Annotated in this window: 19 protein-coding genes; 13 read left to right on the top strand and 6 right to left on the bottom strand. The window is 43.6% G+C overall.

The window, feature by feature from the left end:
* Nucleotides 1-32 precede the first annotated feature (32 nt).
* From PW220_RS06690 to PW220_RS06665, 6 genes are all read right to left on the bottom strand, one after another.
* A complete protein-coding gene (locus PW220_RS06690; protein WP_248055058.1) occupies nucleotides 33-584 on the bottom strand; it encodes a GNAT family N-acetyltransferase in 552 nt (183 codons plus the stop codon).
* A gap of 1 nt (nucleotide 585) precedes the next feature.
* The gene (locus PW220_RS06685) at nucleotides 586-1,260 is read right to left on the bottom strand and encodes a DNA alkylation repair protein (protein ID WP_248055059.1); all 675 of its coding nucleotides are present in this window, start codon (nucleotides 1,258-1,260) and stop codon (nucleotides 586-588) included.
* Between the two features lie 42 nt (nucleotides 1,261-1,302).
* Nucleotides 1,303-2,790 (bottom strand): glucose-6-phosphate dehydrogenase, encoded by a 1,488-nt coding sequence (zwf, locus tag PW220_RS06680; protein WP_248055060.1) that lies wholly within the window; start codon nucleotides 2,788-2,790, stop codon nucleotides 1,303-1,305.
* Nucleotides 2,791-2,869: 79 nt separating this feature from the next.
* Nucleotides 2,870-3,685, bottom strand: a complete 816-nt coding sequence (locus PW220_RS06675) for a TIGR03943 family putative permease subunit (RefSeq protein ID WP_248055061.1) — start codon at nucleotides 3,683-3,685, stop codon at nucleotides 2,870-2,872.
* Nucleotides 3,682-4,587 (bottom strand): permease, encoded by a 906-nt coding sequence (locus PW220_RS06670; protein WP_248055062.1) that lies wholly within the window; start codon nucleotides 4,585-4,587, stop codon nucleotides 3,682-3,684. Before PW220_RS06670 ends, PW220_RS06675 begins: the two co-directional genes overlap by 4 nt.
* A gap of 2 nt (nucleotides 4,588-4,589) precedes the next feature.
* A complete protein-coding gene (locus PW220_RS06665) occupies nucleotides 4,590-4,727 on the bottom strand; it encodes an SPJ_0845 family protein (protein ID WP_172028607.1) in 138 nt (45 codons plus the stop codon).
* A 126-nt stretch (nucleotides 4,728-4,853) separates the two neighbouring features.
* Here PW220_RS06665 and ligA point away from each other — a divergent pair, with 126 nt between their 5' ends.
* From ligA to PW220_RS06600, 13 genes are all read left to right on the top strand, one after another.
* Nucleotides 4,854-6,812, top strand: a complete 1,959-nt coding sequence (gene ligA / locus PW220_RS06660; RefSeq protein WP_248055063.1) for an NAD-dependent DNA ligase LigA — start codon at nucleotides 4,854-4,856, stop codon at nucleotides 6,810-6,812.
* Between the two features lie 10 nt (nucleotides 6,813-6,822).
* Nucleotides 6,823-7,863 (top strand): diacylglycerol kinase family lipid kinase, encoded by a 1,041-nt coding sequence (locus tag PW220_RS06655; protein ID WP_248055064.1) that lies wholly within the window; start codon nucleotides 6,823-6,825, stop codon nucleotides 7,861-7,863.
* A gap of 139 nt (nucleotides 7,864-8,002) precedes the next feature.
* Nucleotides 8,003-8,203: a F0F1 ATP synthase subunit C gene (locus PW220_RS06650; protein ID WP_248055065.1), complete on the top strand. Its 201-nt coding sequence runs from the start codon at nucleotides 8,003-8,005 to the stop codon at nucleotides 8,201-8,203.
* A 36-nt stretch (nucleotides 8,204-8,239) separates the two neighbouring features.
* The gene (gene atpB, locus PW220_RS06645; protein WP_248055066.1) at nucleotides 8,240-8,956 is read left to right on the top strand and encodes a F0F1 ATP synthase subunit A; all 717 of its coding nucleotides are present in this window, start codon (nucleotides 8,240-8,242) and stop codon (nucleotides 8,954-8,956) included.
* Between the two features lie 17 nt (nucleotides 8,957-8,973).
* Nucleotides 8,974-9,480 (top strand): F0F1 ATP synthase subunit B, encoded by a 507-nt coding sequence (gene atpF / locus PW220_RS06640; RefSeq protein WP_248055067.1) that lies wholly within the window; start codon nucleotides 8,974-8,976, stop codon nucleotides 9,478-9,480.
* Nucleotides 9,481-10,014, top strand: coding sequence for a F0F1 ATP synthase subunit delta (locus tag PW220_RS06635; protein ID WP_105113939.1), 534 nt, complete (start codon nucleotides 9,481-9,483; stop codon nucleotides 10,012-10,014).
* A 3-nt stretch (nucleotides 10,015-10,017) separates the two neighbouring features.
* Nucleotides 10,018-11,538, top strand: a complete 1,521-nt coding sequence (atpA, locus tag PW220_RS06630; RefSeq protein ID WP_161942060.1) for a F0F1 ATP synthase subunit alpha — start codon at nucleotides 10,018-10,020, stop codon at nucleotides 11,536-11,538.
* Between the two features lie 11 nt (nucleotides 11,539-11,549).
* A complete protein-coding gene (locus PW220_RS06625) occupies nucleotides 11,550-12,428 on the top strand; it encodes a F0F1 ATP synthase subunit gamma (protein WP_248055068.1) in 879 nt (292 codons plus the stop codon).
* 19 nt (nucleotides 12,429-12,447) lie between these two features.
* The gene (atpD, locus tag PW220_RS06620) at nucleotides 12,448-13,854 is read left to right on the top strand and encodes a F0F1 ATP synthase subunit beta (protein ID WP_105113937.1); all 1,407 of its coding nucleotides are present in this window, start codon (nucleotides 12,448-12,450) and stop codon (nucleotides 13,852-13,854) included.
* Nucleotides 13,855-13,864: 10 nt separating this feature from the next.
* Nucleotides 13,865-14,281 (top strand): F0F1 ATP synthase subunit epsilon, encoded by a 417-nt coding sequence (locus tag PW220_RS06615; protein WP_105145390.1) that lies wholly within the window; start codon nucleotides 13,865-13,867, stop codon nucleotides 14,279-14,281.
* Nucleotides 14,282-14,348: 67 nt separating this feature from the next.
* A complete protein-coding gene (locus PW220_RS06610; protein ID WP_105113989.1) occupies nucleotides 14,349-14,573 on the top strand; it encodes a DUF1146 family protein in 225 nt (74 codons plus the stop codon).
* A gap of 23 nt (nucleotides 14,574-14,596) precedes the next feature.
* A complete protein-coding gene (gene murA / locus PW220_RS06605) occupies nucleotides 14,597-15,880 on the top strand; it encodes a UDP-N-acetylglucosamine 1-carboxyvinyltransferase (RefSeq protein ID WP_248055069.1) in 1,284 nt (427 codons plus the stop codon).
* Nucleotides 15,873-16,064: a DNA-directed RNA polymerase subunit beta gene (locus PW220_RS06600; protein ID WP_105113934.1), complete on the top strand. Its 192-nt coding sequence runs from the start codon at nucleotides 15,873-15,875 to the stop codon at nucleotides 16,062-16,064. Before murA ends, PW220_RS06600 begins: the two co-directional genes overlap by 8 nt.
* Nucleotides 16,065-16,077 lie beyond the last annotated feature (13 nt).

Below are 16,077 nucleotides of genomic sequence, written 5' to 3'. Positions count from 1 at the left end.
TATTGAAAAGGAACAAAGGACTTGAGCTCAGCTTATTTGCTATCTGTATGCAGTAGGGAGTAAACTGCAATATCCACAATGCCACGATTGTTTCGAGCGGCTTGTCGGAGAGTTCCTTCGTAGGTCATGCCGACTTTTTCCATGACACGACCAGAAGGACGATTTTCACTATCGTGAACAGCCGTAATCCGTAAACAACCAACTTCTTCCAGCAGAAAGTGAGTGACTGCTTCAAGGGCTTCTGGCATATAATTTTGTCCCCACCATTTACTGCCTAAGACCCAGCCCAATTCAGCAGCCTGTACCCGTTCATCTAGACTGACGACGGAAATATCTCCAATGGGTTGGTGATTTTCTTTGAGCTCGATTACCCACCTGTACGCTTTTTCTTGTGAATAGGATTGAAGACAGAACTGGACATAGTCTTCAGTATCTTGTAGTGTCTGATGAGTTGGCCAGGTCAGATAGGTGGTAACATTTTCATCTGAAGTCCAGTTTTGGAAGACTTGTTCAACATCGCTTGCTTGAAAAGGGCGTAAGACTAGGCGTTGGGTTTCTAATACCTGAGTTCCTTTATGTTGCATCTTATTTCCTCCTCAACAATGCCTCAATCCAGTCGGGTGCGTAGGCAGAAGTACAGCCTTTTGGAACCTTCATATCGGAATAGACAGCGAGTTCCTGACCGATTGCAAGACCTTGCTCCAGATAGTCAGGATAGGCAACTGCAATCTCTACCAAGCATTGGTTCATGGTCCATTGAACCTGCGGGTCTGCGGTTTGTAAATGCTGGCGAATTTGGTCTAGAGTTTCTTCAATTTCTTGATTTGAAGCGGATTTGCCAGCAAAGTATTTGGCACGGAGGAACCAGCCAAGTCTGTTAAAGATGGCCTCGTCTTTGGCAAGTAAGATTTCTTCCCAATCCCTACTGTCTTTTCGTTTGCTGAGAATGATAGAAGCTAGTTTGTCTAAGACATTGACAGAAACCTCTTCATCGAAGCAGTTTTCTAAATCCTCTAGGGGCAGTTGGTTGGGCTTAGTCTTAGCCAGTTGAATAGCCAGGTATTGTGCTTCTAGGATACCTGTTTGCCAGAGTGGGGCAAACAAGTCCAGTCGATTTTTATAGGACTTGGCAATACCAGAAATAGCTCCCATTGGAACGCCATAATAGGGCTTGGTTTCGCCAATTTTTTCATAGCGCTTGAGGGTGCCAGCATGGCTGGCTGCTTCAAGTTGGGTGAGAATGTTGTTTAATTCAGTCATAAATATCTCCGAAAAAAACTGGATTGCTCCAGTTTTTCTATCTTATTTCAATAAGCCACGTTCACGATACCATACATCTGGCGTCCATACCCACTTACAACCGTAGCTTTCTAGCAAATCAAAGGCTGCTTGTGGTCCCATGCTTCCAGCTGGATAGGTGTGGAGTGGGACTTGGTTGCTTGCCCACAAATCAACAATGCGGTCAATCAAGCTCCAGCTTGCCTTAACTTCTTCCCAATGGCTAAAGTTGGTAGAATCACCATTTAGCACATCGAAAAATAGTTTCTCGTAGGCTTCTGGTGAATTTCCAAGTGCCGTTGCATTGTGGCGGAAGTTGAGTTTGGCAGGAGTAAGAGCGAAGTGGGAACCAACTTCCTTACCATTGATAGAGAGCATAAAGCCTTCGGTTGGCTGGATGAAGATGGTCAATACGTTGGCTTCAGAAGGCTGACCAAAAATATCTTCCGCATGTTTGAAAGTGATGGTCACGCGCGTACCTTTTTCTGTCAGGCGTTTACCTGTACGGAAGAAGAAGGGAACATCACGGAAGCGGTCGGTGTCGACGAAGAAGACACCTCCTGCGAAGGTTTCCGTCTGAGAACCTTCTGCAATATTTGGTTCGTCCAAGTAGCTAACGTAGTCTTTTCCGTCGATGGAACCTGCAGCGTATTGGCCACGGATGAAGTTGCGTTTGAGATCTTCGTCAGAAGGCTGACGAAGGTGTTGGAAGACCTTGATCTTCTCCGCACGGACATCTTCCTCTTTGAAGCTGGCAGGCTTATCCATTGCCAAGAGAGAGAGGACTTGAAGAGCATGGTTTTGAACCATATCTTTTAAAGCACCAGAGTTATCGTAGTAGCCACCACGGTCCTCAACCCCAATCGCCTCAGCGAAAGTGATTTGGACATTGTCAATGTAATCGCGGTTCCAGATATGTTCAAATATAATATTGGCAAAGCGGACAGCGAAGATGTTTTGCACCATTTCCTTACCAAGATAATGGTCGATACGGTAGATTTGGTCTTCCTCGAAGGCAGCCGCCAATTCCTCATTGAGTTTGCTTGCAGTTGCAAGGCTTGTTCCGAATGGTTTTTCGATAATCAAACGCTCAAAACCTTGTCCGTCAACGATCTTCTCAGACTTGAGGTGTTTGGCAATGGTTCCGAAGAATTCAGGTGCCATGGATAAGAAGAAGACCTTGTTGTGTTGGGTATCGTACTTTTCACACAAGTCATCTTGTAATTTTCGAAGAGCTACATAATGCTCCGTATCATTGACATCATGGCTTTGGTAGTAGAAATGACTTGCAAATTCATGAGCCTGACGTGGCGTGTCGGGCAAATCTCCTAGTGATTCAATGACGGTTTGCTCAAAAAATTCCTTGGTCCAGGGTCTGCGGGCTGTTCCAATAACAGCAAAGTTTTCTTTGATATGTCCCGCCTTGTACAGACGGAAAAGTGATGGATAGAGCTTGCGTTTGGCTAAGTCGCCACTAGCACCAAAAATGGTAAACAATACATGTGATGACATAAATTCTTTCCTATTCTATTGAGTATAAATCTCATTATAGCATAAATTGTCAGAAAATTCACTTTATGACTTCATTTTTCTAAAATACTCGATAAACGTAGGGATTTTCAGGTTGCTGGATTTCTTCTATTTGCTCTAATTCCAGTGTTGGTAGGCTTTGTTTTAAGGAATGATGGTAAGCAATCTTAATTTTTCCGCTGGCCTTGACCCAGCTATTGTCAGGAAAAGTCTGTGAAGCTCCTGTAGAGAGTAGACCGTAGACACCAGAATCGGCGATACAATGAATAATACCAAAACGGAAGAGAAATTGCTGGTCAGTCTTGTCTGGGTCATTATAAACGAAACCGACCATTTCAATTGTTTTACCGGCAAATTCATTTGGATAGTCATAGATGGCCTCCATGACCTCCATGTAATTATCACTTGTCACCTCTATTTCATCTTGAGCTAAATAGTGGTCTGCTATTGCGCGCATCTCAGATTGGTAAATTGACTTTGTAAAATAGATGGATGTATCAGGCTTGAGGTATTGGACGCTGGTCCCCTCCTGAGCCTGAGTAGCTGTGTCATTTTCAGCAGCTAGGGGGAAATGATAGCCTTTAGCCGCCACAGAAGTAGCATCTAAACTAACTGTTGGAAAGAGCCAGGCAACTGTAAGTGGGAGGATTAGGAGAAACACACTAGCAAATTTGGCTGATTTTTTTGTCAAATGACTATGTGTTTCAATGTTTTTTACCCAGACATAGAGTTGAACCATGGCTAGGATAAAGGAAAGTATCATAGACAGATAGGCCAGATAGGTGTAGTGCAGATTGATATACTGGTCTAGTTTGCCTGATACATATAGGTACATAGTCATTTCAAAATAAGCTGCGAGAATTAAAAATCGAATCATACAAGCCCTCCTAGAATGATGCAGTAGCCAAGGATAACCAGGAAAGTAATAGTAACGAAGCTCAGAATAAATTTACCTGTGAAATAACGCTTTATCATGAGTAGATTTTTGACATCTACCATTGGTCCAATGACAAGGAAGGCCATGACGGGTGCTAGACCAAAGCTGGATAGAAAGGATGCACCGATAAAGGCATCTGCTTCAGAACAAAGGGAGAGCAGAAAGGCAAGTCCCATCATGAGCAAGATAGCTGATAGAGGGCTGTGAGCAATCGAAGTCAAGATAGCTGTTGGAACATAGACCTGTACTAAACTAGCAAAGAGGCAACCAAAGACCAAGTATCGACCGGTATCGAAAAATTCATCAATGGCATGAATAAAAGCTAGTCCGACTTTTTGCCAGTTGGTTTTATCTGAAAAATCATGGGTCGGTTGGCAGGCAGTCTGTTGGTTTTTAATCGGTTCTTTGACCAAAAAGCCAAGGACCAGACCAAGGACGATTGCGACCAAGATAGATCCTAGAACACGATAGGCGGCCAGAAGCCAAGAATTTCCAAACGCAGTGTAGGTTGCAAAAAGAACGATGGGATTGATAAGGGGGGCAGTCACTAGAAATGGAATAGCAGTATAGCTAGGCACCTTTTTTTCTAAGAGCCTATTCACAATAGGGACTATCCCACATTCGCAAGAAGGGAAAACAAAGCCTAGAAAGGTCCCGAAGAGGATGGCCAGAAAGGTATTCTTAGGTAGAAATCTGACTACCTTTTCAGGTGTGATAAAGACCTCAATGAAACCAGAAATAATTGCACCTATCAGAACAAAGGGCAGGGCTTCAATGATAATTGACAGGAAAATAGCCCCCGCCTGTAAAACAGAAGAGGGCAGTTGCTCAAATCCAAACATCCTTACTTATCGTCAACTTTCTGCTTGTTTTTTTCAGTGCTTGTTGGGTCTGGAAACTCAACTTCTTCGAGTTTGTCAAAGGATGCAAATTCTTCTAGCATTTTTTCCAAATCATCTTGTCTTTTAAATGTTACAGCCATAGGGCACCTCCGAAAATATTATATATCTATTATACCCTTTTTTTGCTCAAATGTATTTAAAATTTCCTAACCTAATTCAAAACTAAAATCTTCAGTTGCCATCTTAAGTCGTGGTATAATTGTCTTATGGAAAAAAGAATATCAGAATTAGTAGACTTACTTAACAAATATGCCGACGAATACTATCGTTCAGACAAACCAAGCGTGTCTGATGCCGAATACGACAAACTCTATCGAGAATTGGTGGAACTGGAAACAGCCCATCCAGAATTGGTTTTGCCCAACAGTCCAACCCATCGCGTTGGTGGCAAAATTTTAGACGGCTTTGAAAAATATAGCCATGTCTATCCTCTTTTTAGCTTGCAGGATGCCTTTTCGCGTGAGGAATTAGATGCCTTTGACCAACGTGTTCGCAAGGAATTTCCCCAGGCGACCTATATCTGCGAACTCAAGATTGACGGTCTGTCCATTTCCCTGACCTATGAAGCGGGTAACCTGGTCGTTGGAGCAACCCGTGGCGATGGCAGTGTCGGTGAGAATATCACCGAAAACCTCAAGCGAGTAGCGGATATTCCCCTGACCTTACCTCAAGCAGTTGATATTACTGTCCGTGGCGAGTGCTATATGCCCAAAGCCTCTTTTGACCGCGTCAACCAACAACGTCAGGAGGCAGGAGAGGCTGAGTTTGCCAATCCACGTAATGCAGCAGCAGGAACCCTCCGCCAGCTGGATACGGGTGTAGTAGCTCAGCGTGGTCTTGCTACCTTCCTCTACCAAGAGGCTAGTCCGTCTGAAGCGACCAGCCAGTCGCAAGTGCTGAAAAAGCTGGATGCTCTAGGCTTTGTGACCAACCACGACTACCAGTTGGCCGACAGCATGGACGATGTTTGGGCTTTTATTGAAAAAATGGCAGAGCGTCGAGAAGATTTGCCCTATGAAATCGACGGTATCGTGATTAAGGTCAACGACCTAGCCATCCAAGAAGAATTAGGTTTTACTGTTAAGGCACCACGTTGGGCAGTGGCCTACAAGTTTCCGGCAGAGGAAAAAGAAGCCCAAATCCTATCAGTTGACTGGACCGTTGGTCGAACAGGTGTCGTCACTCCAACAGCCAATCTCAGCCCTGTTCAGTTAGCTGGCACGACTGTCAGTCGTGCCACCTTGCACAATGTCGATTACATCGCAGAAAAAGACATCCGTATTGGCGACACGGTTATTGTTTACAAGGCGGGGGACATTATCCCAGCAGTTCTGAAAGTAGTGGACAAGTACCGAAAAGATCAAGAAGTCATGCCTGTTCCAAGCCAGTGTCCGTCTTGTCAGAGCGACTTGCAGCATTACGAAGATGAAGTGGCCCTCCGTTGTATCAATCCCATCTGCCCAAGTCAGTTGATGAGCAAGTTGGAGCATTTTGCTAGCCGTGATGCTATGAATATTGCAGGTCTAGGGTCTTCCATTGTGGAAAAACTCTTTGTATCAGGTCTGGTCAAGGATGTGGCGGATATTTACAAGCTGACTGTTGACGACCTCTTGACCCTAGACGGTTTCAAGGAAAAGTCCGCAGACAAGCTCTATCAGGCCATTCAGACATCAAAAGGAAATTCAGCAGAACGGCTCTTGTTCGGTTTGGGTATTCGCCATGTCGGCAGCAAGGCCAGCAAGATTTTGCTGGAAAACTTTGGCGACTTGGAAGCCCTAGCTCAAGCCAGCCAAGACGAGATTGCTTCCCTAGAAGGATTGGGTCAGGTAATAGCCAAGTCCTTGACCAGCTTCTTTGTGAGCTCAGGTGCCCAGCAACTTTTAGCTGAACTTAAGGAAAATGCCGTAAACTTAGCCTATCTGGGACAGGTAGCGGATGAAAATGCTGCCTTGTCTGGACTTACGGTCGTATTAACTGGTAAGTTGGAACGGATGAAGCGGGGCGAGGCCAAAGCTAAGCTAGAAGCTTTGGGTGCCAACGTAGCAGGCTCTGTTTCCAAGAAGACCAACCTAGTTGTCGCAGGTGCTGACGCAGGAAGCAAGTTGGCCAAGGCCCAAGAGTTAGGAATTGAAATAAAAGATGAGGCTTGGTTAGAAAGCCTTTAAGGTATAGGATATGGAAGAACGCAAGCGAGCAAGATTGATTTACAACCCTACCTCAGGTCAGGAAATCATGAAAAAAAATGTGGTAGACGTACTAGAAATTTTAGAAGGTTTCGGTTATGAAACCTCTGCTTTTCAGACAACGGCCACAAAAGATTCAGCAAAAAATGAGGCGAAAAGAGCAGCAGAGGCGGGCTTTGACCTAGTCATCGCAGCAGGAGGAGATGGCACCATCAATGAAGTGGTCAACGGAATTGCTCCCCTTGAAAATAGACCAAAGATGGCTATTATTCCAACAGGAACGACCAATGACTATGCGCGTGCTCTTAAGGTCCCTCGTGGCAACCCGATTGAAGCAGCCAAGCTGATTGGGAAAAACCAGACGATTTTGATGGATATTGGCTTGGCAAAGAATGAAAAAAATGGATTTTATCAAGAACATTACTTCATTAACATCGCTGCCGCAGGAACTCTGACAGAATTGACCTACAGTGTGCCAAGTCAGCTCAAAACCATGTTTGGCTATTTGGCTTATGTGGTCAAGGGGGCGGAGCTTTTGCCACAAGTCCAATTTACACCTGTACGAGTGACGCACGATGGGGGAGTATTTGAAGGCTCTGTTTCGATGATTTTCGTCGCCTTGACTAATTCCATTGGTGGTTTTGAGCAAATTGTTCCAGATGCTAAATTGGATGATGGGAATTTCACCTTGATAATGGTCAAGACTGGAAACTTGTTTGAAATTCTTCAGTTAATTGGGCAGGTCTTGGACGGTGGGAAGCATATTGAGAGTGATTTAATTGAGTATATCAAGACAAGGTCTTTATCTATCGAAAACCTTAGTTCCGACAGCCGCCTTCTTCTCAATCTTGATGGAGAGTTTGGTGGAGATGCGCCAGTTGAATTGTACAATCTTCAAAATCATATTGAATTTTTTGCGGATACGGACCTGGTTTCTGATGAGGCTATCACTTTGGATACGGAGCAGGTCGATCGAGAAAATATGGCCAAACGTTTCATTGAAGAAAGTAGTCATATCCATTCTGCTATATAAATAGGAAGAAAAGACAGCAGGTCTTTTCTTTTTCTATTTCAATAGCGAATTAAACGCTTCCAAAGGAGGTATTTTCTTGACAAATAGATGTTTTAGGAGTATCCTTACATGGTATTAAATTTTAAAAGGAGAATTCGTTATGAATTTAGGCGCATTGGCTTTAGGTTTGGCCTGTCTTGGTGTTAGTATTGGAGAGGGTATATTGGTCGCTTCTTACCTTAGTTCGACTGCACGTCAACCAGAAATGCAAAGCAAGTTGATGGCTGGTGTATTCTTAGGTGTTGCCTTTATCGAGGGAACTTTCTTCGTAACCTTGGCTATGATGTTTGTCTTGAAATAGTAGAAAATAGAGAAATAGAAAAGGGGGGAACCTCCATTGGAAGAACATTTAAGTCCAACCCTTACCCTTGGTCCCGTAACCTTTGATCTGACCATGGTATTGGTTTCTATTATAACCATTTCCGTTATTTTCTTACTTGTTTTTTGGGCTAGTCGCCGAATGGAACTGAAGCCAAAAGGTAAACAGAATGTTTTGGAGTATGTGTACGAATTGACTATCAATTTCACTAAGGGAAATCTTGGAGATGAAGATGCTAAAAGGTACGCCTTGTTCTTCTTCACAGTCTTCACCTTTCTTTTGGTAGCAAATAACTTGGGTTTGATGACCAAGTTGGAAACAGCGGAAGGTCATAATTTGTGGACATCTCCGACAGCCAACATGGCCTACGATTTTGGACTAGCAGCCATTGCAACTGTTTTTTGTCATGTCGAAGGTATTCGCCGTAGAGGGGTTAAGCAATATCTGAAAGATTTTGTGACTCCTTTGGCAATGACTCCGATGAACATTTTAGAAGAAATTACCAACCTTGCTTCACTAGCCTTGCGCTTGTACGGTAATATTTACGCAGGTGAGGTTTTGGTTTCACTTCTTTTACAGCTATCACAACAAAGTGCAGTAGCTTATCCAGTTGCATTTGCACTAAACATTGTTTGGACAGGCTTCTCTGTCTTCATTTCATGTTTGCAAGGCTATGTATTTGTCATGCTGGTATCCATGTACTTGAACAAAAAAATCCACGGTCATGGTGAGTAAGAAAGGGAAAGAAAAATATGGCAACAATTTTAGCAATGCAATCTAGCACTGTTCTTGGAAACTTTATTCTCGTAACGGCTTCTTTTGCGATATTGATAATCCTTATTCGTGTATTCGCTTGGGATCGTATTACAGGTATTTTTGAAGAACGTGCCAATAAGATTGCCAATGATATTGATGCGGCAGATGAAAAATTAAGAGCTGCTTCAAACCTGGTTCAACAACGGGAACAGGAATTGGTTCAAGGTCGTGTTGAAGGACAAAAAATCATTCAAGACGCTATTGAGCGAGCGAAACTAGAGAAAAAACGTATTCTTGAACAGGCAGAAGTTGAAATCCAAGGCTTGAAACAAAAAGCGCAGATGGAAATCGAAGCTGAAAAATGTGAAGCTCAGGAAAACCTGCGTATTCAAGTGGCTGAGTTGGCAGTTGATTTGGCAGGTAAAATCATTTTAGAAGACCTAGACCAGGCAGCTCACAGCAATTTGATTGATCGTTATTTGGATAAGCTGGGAGAAAAGTAGATGAACGCTAGAGAAAATGCCCTTGTGCAAAAATACGCTCTATCATTTGTTGAAAAAGTCAGTGATCATGCAGAAATTTGGGAAATGTATGACCAGCTTTCTGAATTGATTACGATTATCCATGATAGCAAACTCAATCGTCTTTTGTTGTCTGCTACGGTATCAAGAGAGGAAAAAGCTGCATTCGTACGAACCGTTCGCCAATCAAGTTTCTGGCAAATCAATGATTTGATTGAGGATATTATTCGTGATGGGCATGCAGACTTGCTACTGGAAACATTAGAGCGTGTCCGTTTACAGATTAGTAAATTTAAAAATGAATTTGAAGCCCATGTGGTTTCTGTTTATCCTTTGACTGAGGTGCAAAAAGACCGACTACGTCAGTTAGTGGAAGAACGATTCTCCTTACGTGTACGTACTATCATCGAAGAATTAGACCAAAGTCTACTTGGTGGTTTCATTGTGAGTGTTAACCACAAGGTAATCGATGCAAGTGTTCGGACACAATTGAAGGATGTTAGAAAAAAACTTTAGAAAATAGAAAGTGGTGTTCTTTTGATAAATGCACAAGAAATTAGCGCTTTACTAAAACAACAAATTGAAGGCTTTCAGCCTGACTTTGACTATACAGAAACTGGTGTCGTAACCTACATTGGTGACGGTATCGCCCGTGCGCAAGGTCTTGACAATGCCATGAGTGGAGAGCTTTTGGTATTTGAAAATGGCACCATTGGTATGGCCCAAAACTTAGAAACCAACGATGTTGGTATCATCATTCTTGGTGAATTTACAGATATCCGTGAGGGTTCTGTTGTTCGTCGGACTGGTAAAATCATGGAAGTGCCAGTTGGCTCAGCCTTGATTGGTCGTGTCATCAATCCACTTGGGCAACCAGTGGATGGTCTTGGTGACATTCGTACGACTAAAACCCGTCCAATCGAGTACCCAGCGCCAGGTGTTATGCAACGGAAATCAGTAAATGAGCCGCTGCAAACTGGTCTTAAGGCTATTGATGCTTTGGTTCCAATTGGTCGAGGTCAGCGTGAATTGATTATCGGTGACCGTCAGACAGGGAAGACATCTGTAGCCATTGATGCTATTCTCAACCAAAAAGGCAAGGATATGATTTGTATCTACGTTGCCATTGGTCAGAAAGAATCAACAGTTCGTACGCAGGTTGAAACCCTTCGCCAATATGGTGCCTTGGATTACACAATCGTCGTGACGGCATCTGCTTCTCAACCTTCTCCATTGCTATTCTTGGCTCCTTATGCCGGCGTTGCCATGGCAGAAGAGTTCATGTATGAAGGCAAGCACGTTTTGATTGTCTACGATGATTTGTCAAAACAGGCGGTTGCTTACCGTGAATTGTCCCTCTTGCTTCGTCGTCCTCCAGGTCGTGAAGCTTACCCAGGTGATGTATTCTACTTGCACAGCCGCTTGCTTGAGCGTTCAGCCAAGGTTTCAGATGAGTTAGGTGGTGGCTCCATTACAGCTCTGCCATTTATCGAAACCCAGGCAGGTGATATTTCAGCTTATATAGCGACTAACGTGATTTCAATCACGGATGGACAAATCTTCTTGAAAGACGACTTGTTCAACTCTGGTATCCGTCCAGCCATTGATGCGGGTTCTTCCGTATCGCGTGTGGGTGGTTCGGCACAGATTAAGGCTATGAAAAAGGTTGCGGGTACCCTTCGTATCGACTTGGCTTCTTACCGTGAATTAGAGGCCTTCACGCAGTTTGGTTCCGATTTGGATGCAGCAACTCAGGCTAAACTCAACCGTGGTCGTCGGACTGTCGAAGTTTTGAAACAGCCCTTGCATAAGCCACTTCCAGTTGAAAAACAGGTTTTGATTTTGTATGCTTTGACAAATGGCTTCTTGGATTCAGTGCCAATTGATGACATTTTGGCATTTGAAGAAGAGCTATACGCATATTTTGATTTGCATTATGATAGTCTTTTGGATGTGATTCGTACGACGAAAGACCTTCCAGATACAGATGAGTTGAATGCTGCTATTCAAGCCTTCAAAGACCAGTCTGTCTTTAAGTAAAGGAGTGAATGATGGCAGGTTCTCTCAATGAAATCAAGTCAAAAATTGCATCTACTAAGAAAACCAGTCAAATCACCGGTGCCATGCAGATGGTTTCGGCATCTAAACTAGCCAAATCAGAGCAATTAGCCCAATCCTTTCAGATCTACGCTAGCAAGGTTCGTCAGATTACAACGGACCTCTTGCGTGGAGAATTGATGGCTTCTGACACTAGCAATCCAATGCTGATTCGCCGTCCAGTTCAAAAATCAGGCTATATTGTCATTACCTCTGACAGTGGATTAAAGGGTTCTTATAATTCCAGTATTCTCAAAGCTGTCATGGGCATGATTGAACAGGACCATGACTCAAAAGATGAGTATGAAATTATTGCCATTGGTAGTATGGGGGCTGATTTCTTCCGTGCCCGTGGTATCAATCCTGTCTTTGAATTGCGCGGTCTAGCGGACAACCCAAGCTTTGAAGAGGTTCAAAAAATCATTTCTAAATCTGTTGAAATGTATAAGAATGAACTTTTCGATGAATTGTATGTCTGTTATAACCACCATGTCAATAGTTTGACCAGTCAGGTGCGTGTCCAGCAGATGCTTCCTGTTGAGGATTTGGACCATAATGAAGCAGATGGTTATACATCTACTTTCGAATTGGAGCCAAACCGTGAAGTCATTCTGGAGCAATTGTTGACCCAATATGCAGAATCCACCATTTACGGAGCGATTTTGGATGCCAAAACTGCTGAAAATGCGGCTGGGATGACGGCCATGCAGACAGCAACGGATAATGCTAAGAATGTCATTAACGATTTGACAATTCAATACAATAGGGCTCGTCAGGCATCGATCACTCAGGAAATTACTGAGATTGTAGCTGGTGCCTCAGCCCTTGAGTAATAGAAATAGAGGAAATAGAATGAGTTCAGGCAAAATTACTCAGGTTGTCGGACCAGTTGTAGACGTTGCGTTTGCAGCAGAAGATAAACTTCCTGAGATTAACAACGCACTCGTTGTATACAAAAATGATGATTCCAAGCAAAAAGTTGTGCTTGAAGTTGCTTTGGAACTTGGTGATGGCGTTGTTAGGACCATTGCCATGGAATCAACTGATGGATTGACTCGTGGCATGGAGGTCCTTGATACAGGTCGTCCTATCTCCGTTCCAGTCGGTAAGGAAACTCTAGGTCGTGTCTTCAATGTCTTGGGAGATACCATTGACCTTGATGAGCCTTTCCCAGCTGATTTTGAACGTGAGCCAATTCATAAAAAAGCACCAGCTTTTGATGAGTTATCTACATCAAGCGAAATTTTGGAAACAGGTATCAAGGTAATTGACCTCCTAGCACCCTATCTAAAAGGTGGTAAGGTTGGTCTCTTCGGTGGTGCCGGTGTTGGTAAGACCGTTCTTATCCAAGAATTGATTCATAACATTGCCCAAGAACACGGTGGTATTTCTGTATTTACCGGTGTTGGTGAGCGTACTCGTGAAGGGAACGACTTGTATTGGGAAATGAAGGAATCAGGTGTTATTGAAAAAACGGCCATGGTATTTGGTCAGATGAATGAGCCACCAGGAGCCCGTATGCGTGTTGCTCTTACTGGTTTGACCATTGCGGAATACTTCCGTGATGTGGAAGGTCAGGATGTACTTCTTTTCATCGATAATATCTTCCGTTTCACGCAGGCTGGTTCAGAAGTATCTGCCCTCTTGGGTCGTATGCCGTCAGCCGTTGGTTACCAGCCAACACTTGCGACGGAGATGGGTCAATTACAAGAACGGATTACCTCAACCAAGAAAGGTTCTGTTACATCTATCCAGGCTATCTACGTGCCTGCCGATGACTATACAGACCCTGCGCCAGCAACAGCCTTTGCCCACTTGGATTCAACGACTAACTTGGAGCGTAAATTGACCCAGCTTGGTATTTATCCAGCAGTAGATCCTTTGGCATCCTCATCTCGTGCCCTTTCTCCACAAATCGTAGGGGAAGAACACTATGTAGTTGCTATGGAAGTCAAACGTGTCCTTCAGCGTTACCAAGAATTGCAAGATATTATTGCTATTCTTGGTATGGATGAATTGTCTGACGAAGAGAAGACCTTGGTTGGACGTGCTCGTCGTATTCAATTCTTCCTATCTCAAAACTTCAACGTTGCTGAGCAATTTACAGGTATGCCAGGTTCTTATGTGCCAGTGGCTGAAACAGTGAAAGGCTTTAAGGAAATCTTGGACGGTAAGCATGACCATCTACCAGAAGATGCCTTCCGAAATGTCGGTTCGATTGAGGATGTAGTCGCAAAAGCTGCAAAAATGAGATTCTAAGAGGTGGCCTATGGAACAAATGACTGTTCAAATTGTGACACCAGATGGAATGAAATATGACCACCATGCAGCCTTTGTTTTGGTAAAGACTGTCGAAGGTGAGATGGGAATTTATCCCGGGCATGAGGAACTGATTGCCGTTTTAGAAATTGATGAAATGAAAGTCCGCCGTGTTGATGATGAAAATCACGTGGACTGGATTGCTGTCAATGGTGGGATTATTGAAATCAATAAAAATATGATTACGGTGATTTCGGACTCAGCAGAGCGAGAACGTGATATTGATATCAGTCGTGCAGAACGGGCTAAGTTGCGTGCCGAAAGAGAGCTTGAAGAAGCTCATAAGGCCCACAATGCTGATTTGGAAAAACGTGCTACAGTTGCACTTCAAAGGGCTATTAACCGTATTCGAGTTGGTAAACATTAACACACTAAAAGAGATGGGATTGGACTTGGTTCAATCTCATTTTTCGTTTTCATGGTATAATGGAAGCATGATTATTTCAATTTTACAATTTTTTAGTCACATACTGTTTATCTATCTGGCCCATCATCTTTTGGTGACAACAGTTGACTGGTCACGGTGGTTAAAGGTTACTGGAGAAAACCAGCAGAAAATCAACCTGCTCATTCTCTTTCTAGCCATTGCTCTGGGCTACCTGGTATCCAACTTTTTCTTGGAATTGTTGGTGGTGGGGCGCTCATTTGCAAGTATGTGATTTAAGTAAGAAAAGGATAGTAAATGGACACAATTATTGTTAAAGGTAGTAAAACTGGCTTGAAGGGTCAGGTAGAAATCGAAGGTGCTAAGAATGCTGTTCTGCCTTTATTGGCAGCGACGGTATTAGCTAGTCAAGGACAGACCAAATTAACTCAAGTGCCTATTTTGTCAGATGTCTATACCATGAACAACGTCGTTCGTGGTTTAGGAGTTCGGGTCAAATTTGATGAAGATAGCAAGACTATTGACATTGATGCGACAGGTCGTCTTGGCAATGAAACGCCTTATAAGTATGTAAGCCAGATGCGTGCCTCTATTGTCATTCTGGGGCCAATTTTGGCTCGCAATGGTTATGCTAAGGTATCCATGCCGGGTGGGTGTACCATTGGTAGTCGTCCAATTGATTTGCATTTGAAGGGCTTGCAGGCACTTGGTGCCAAGATAAAGCAACGTGCGGGTTATATTGAGGCGAGTGCAGAGAAATTGCAGGGGGCTCATATCTATCTTGATTTCCCAAGTGTTGGGGCTACGCAAAACTTAATGATGGCTGCAACGCTTGCTCAAGGTACGACTGTTTTGGAAAATGCTGCGCGGGAACCAGAAATCGTTGACTTAGCAATTTTCCTCAATAAAATGGGTGCCAAGGTCAAGGGGGCAGGTACAGAAACCATTACCATCACAGGTGTTGACCAGTTGCATGGAGCTGAACACCAAGTTGTTCAAGACCGTATTGAAGCAGGGACCTTTATGGTGGCTGCTGCAATGACAGGCGGAGATGTCTTGGTCAAGGATGCTGTCTGGGAACACAACCGTCCTCTCATATCTAAGATGCTAGAAATGGGGGTTGAAGTGACAGAAGAAGAAGGGGGTATCCGAGTTCGTTCGCAAGTGGATAAACTTAAACCCGTAACTGTAAAAACCTTACCGCATCCAGGCTTCCCAACAGATATGCAGGCGCAGTTTACGGCTCTCATGGCAGTTGCCAAGGGGGAATCAACCATGATTGAAACAGTATTTGAAAATCGTTTCCAGCATCTAGAAGAGATGCGTCGGATGGACTTGCATTCGGAAATTTTGCGTGATACAGCTATCATTACAGGTGGTCAGACCTTGCAGGGTGCTCAGGTGATGTCAACGGATTTGCGGGCAAGTGCAGCCTTGATTTTGGCAGGTTTGGTCGCTGAAGGTGAAACGATTGTTGGGAAATTGTCCCACTTGGACCGAGGTTATTATCGGTTCCATGAGAAATTGGCAGGACTTGGCGCTGACATCAGACGTGTAGGTGGAGAAAGTGAAAATGTTTAAGGAAAATCTGAACTATGTTGGAAAAAATCTGCTTCTGGTTGCTATCGTAGCACTTTTAGCCCTACTGGTTTTTGCTTTAGGACTTATGGTAGGCTATGGTGTCATTGGTGATGGGGATAATTTATTTGCAGTCCTATCCCCTGCAAAATGGCAGGATTTAATCAATAAATTTACAGGAAAGTAGGGTAACCTACTTT

The organism is Streptococcus sp. 29892, from assembly GCF_032594935.1.
Taxonomy (GTDB): domain Bacteria; phylum Bacillota; class Bacilli; order Lactobacillales; family Streptococcaceae; genus Streptococcus; species Streptococcus hyiners.
Note: the sequence above shows the minus strand (reverse complement) of the source record. Positions and strands in the feature narration are given on the sequence as shown.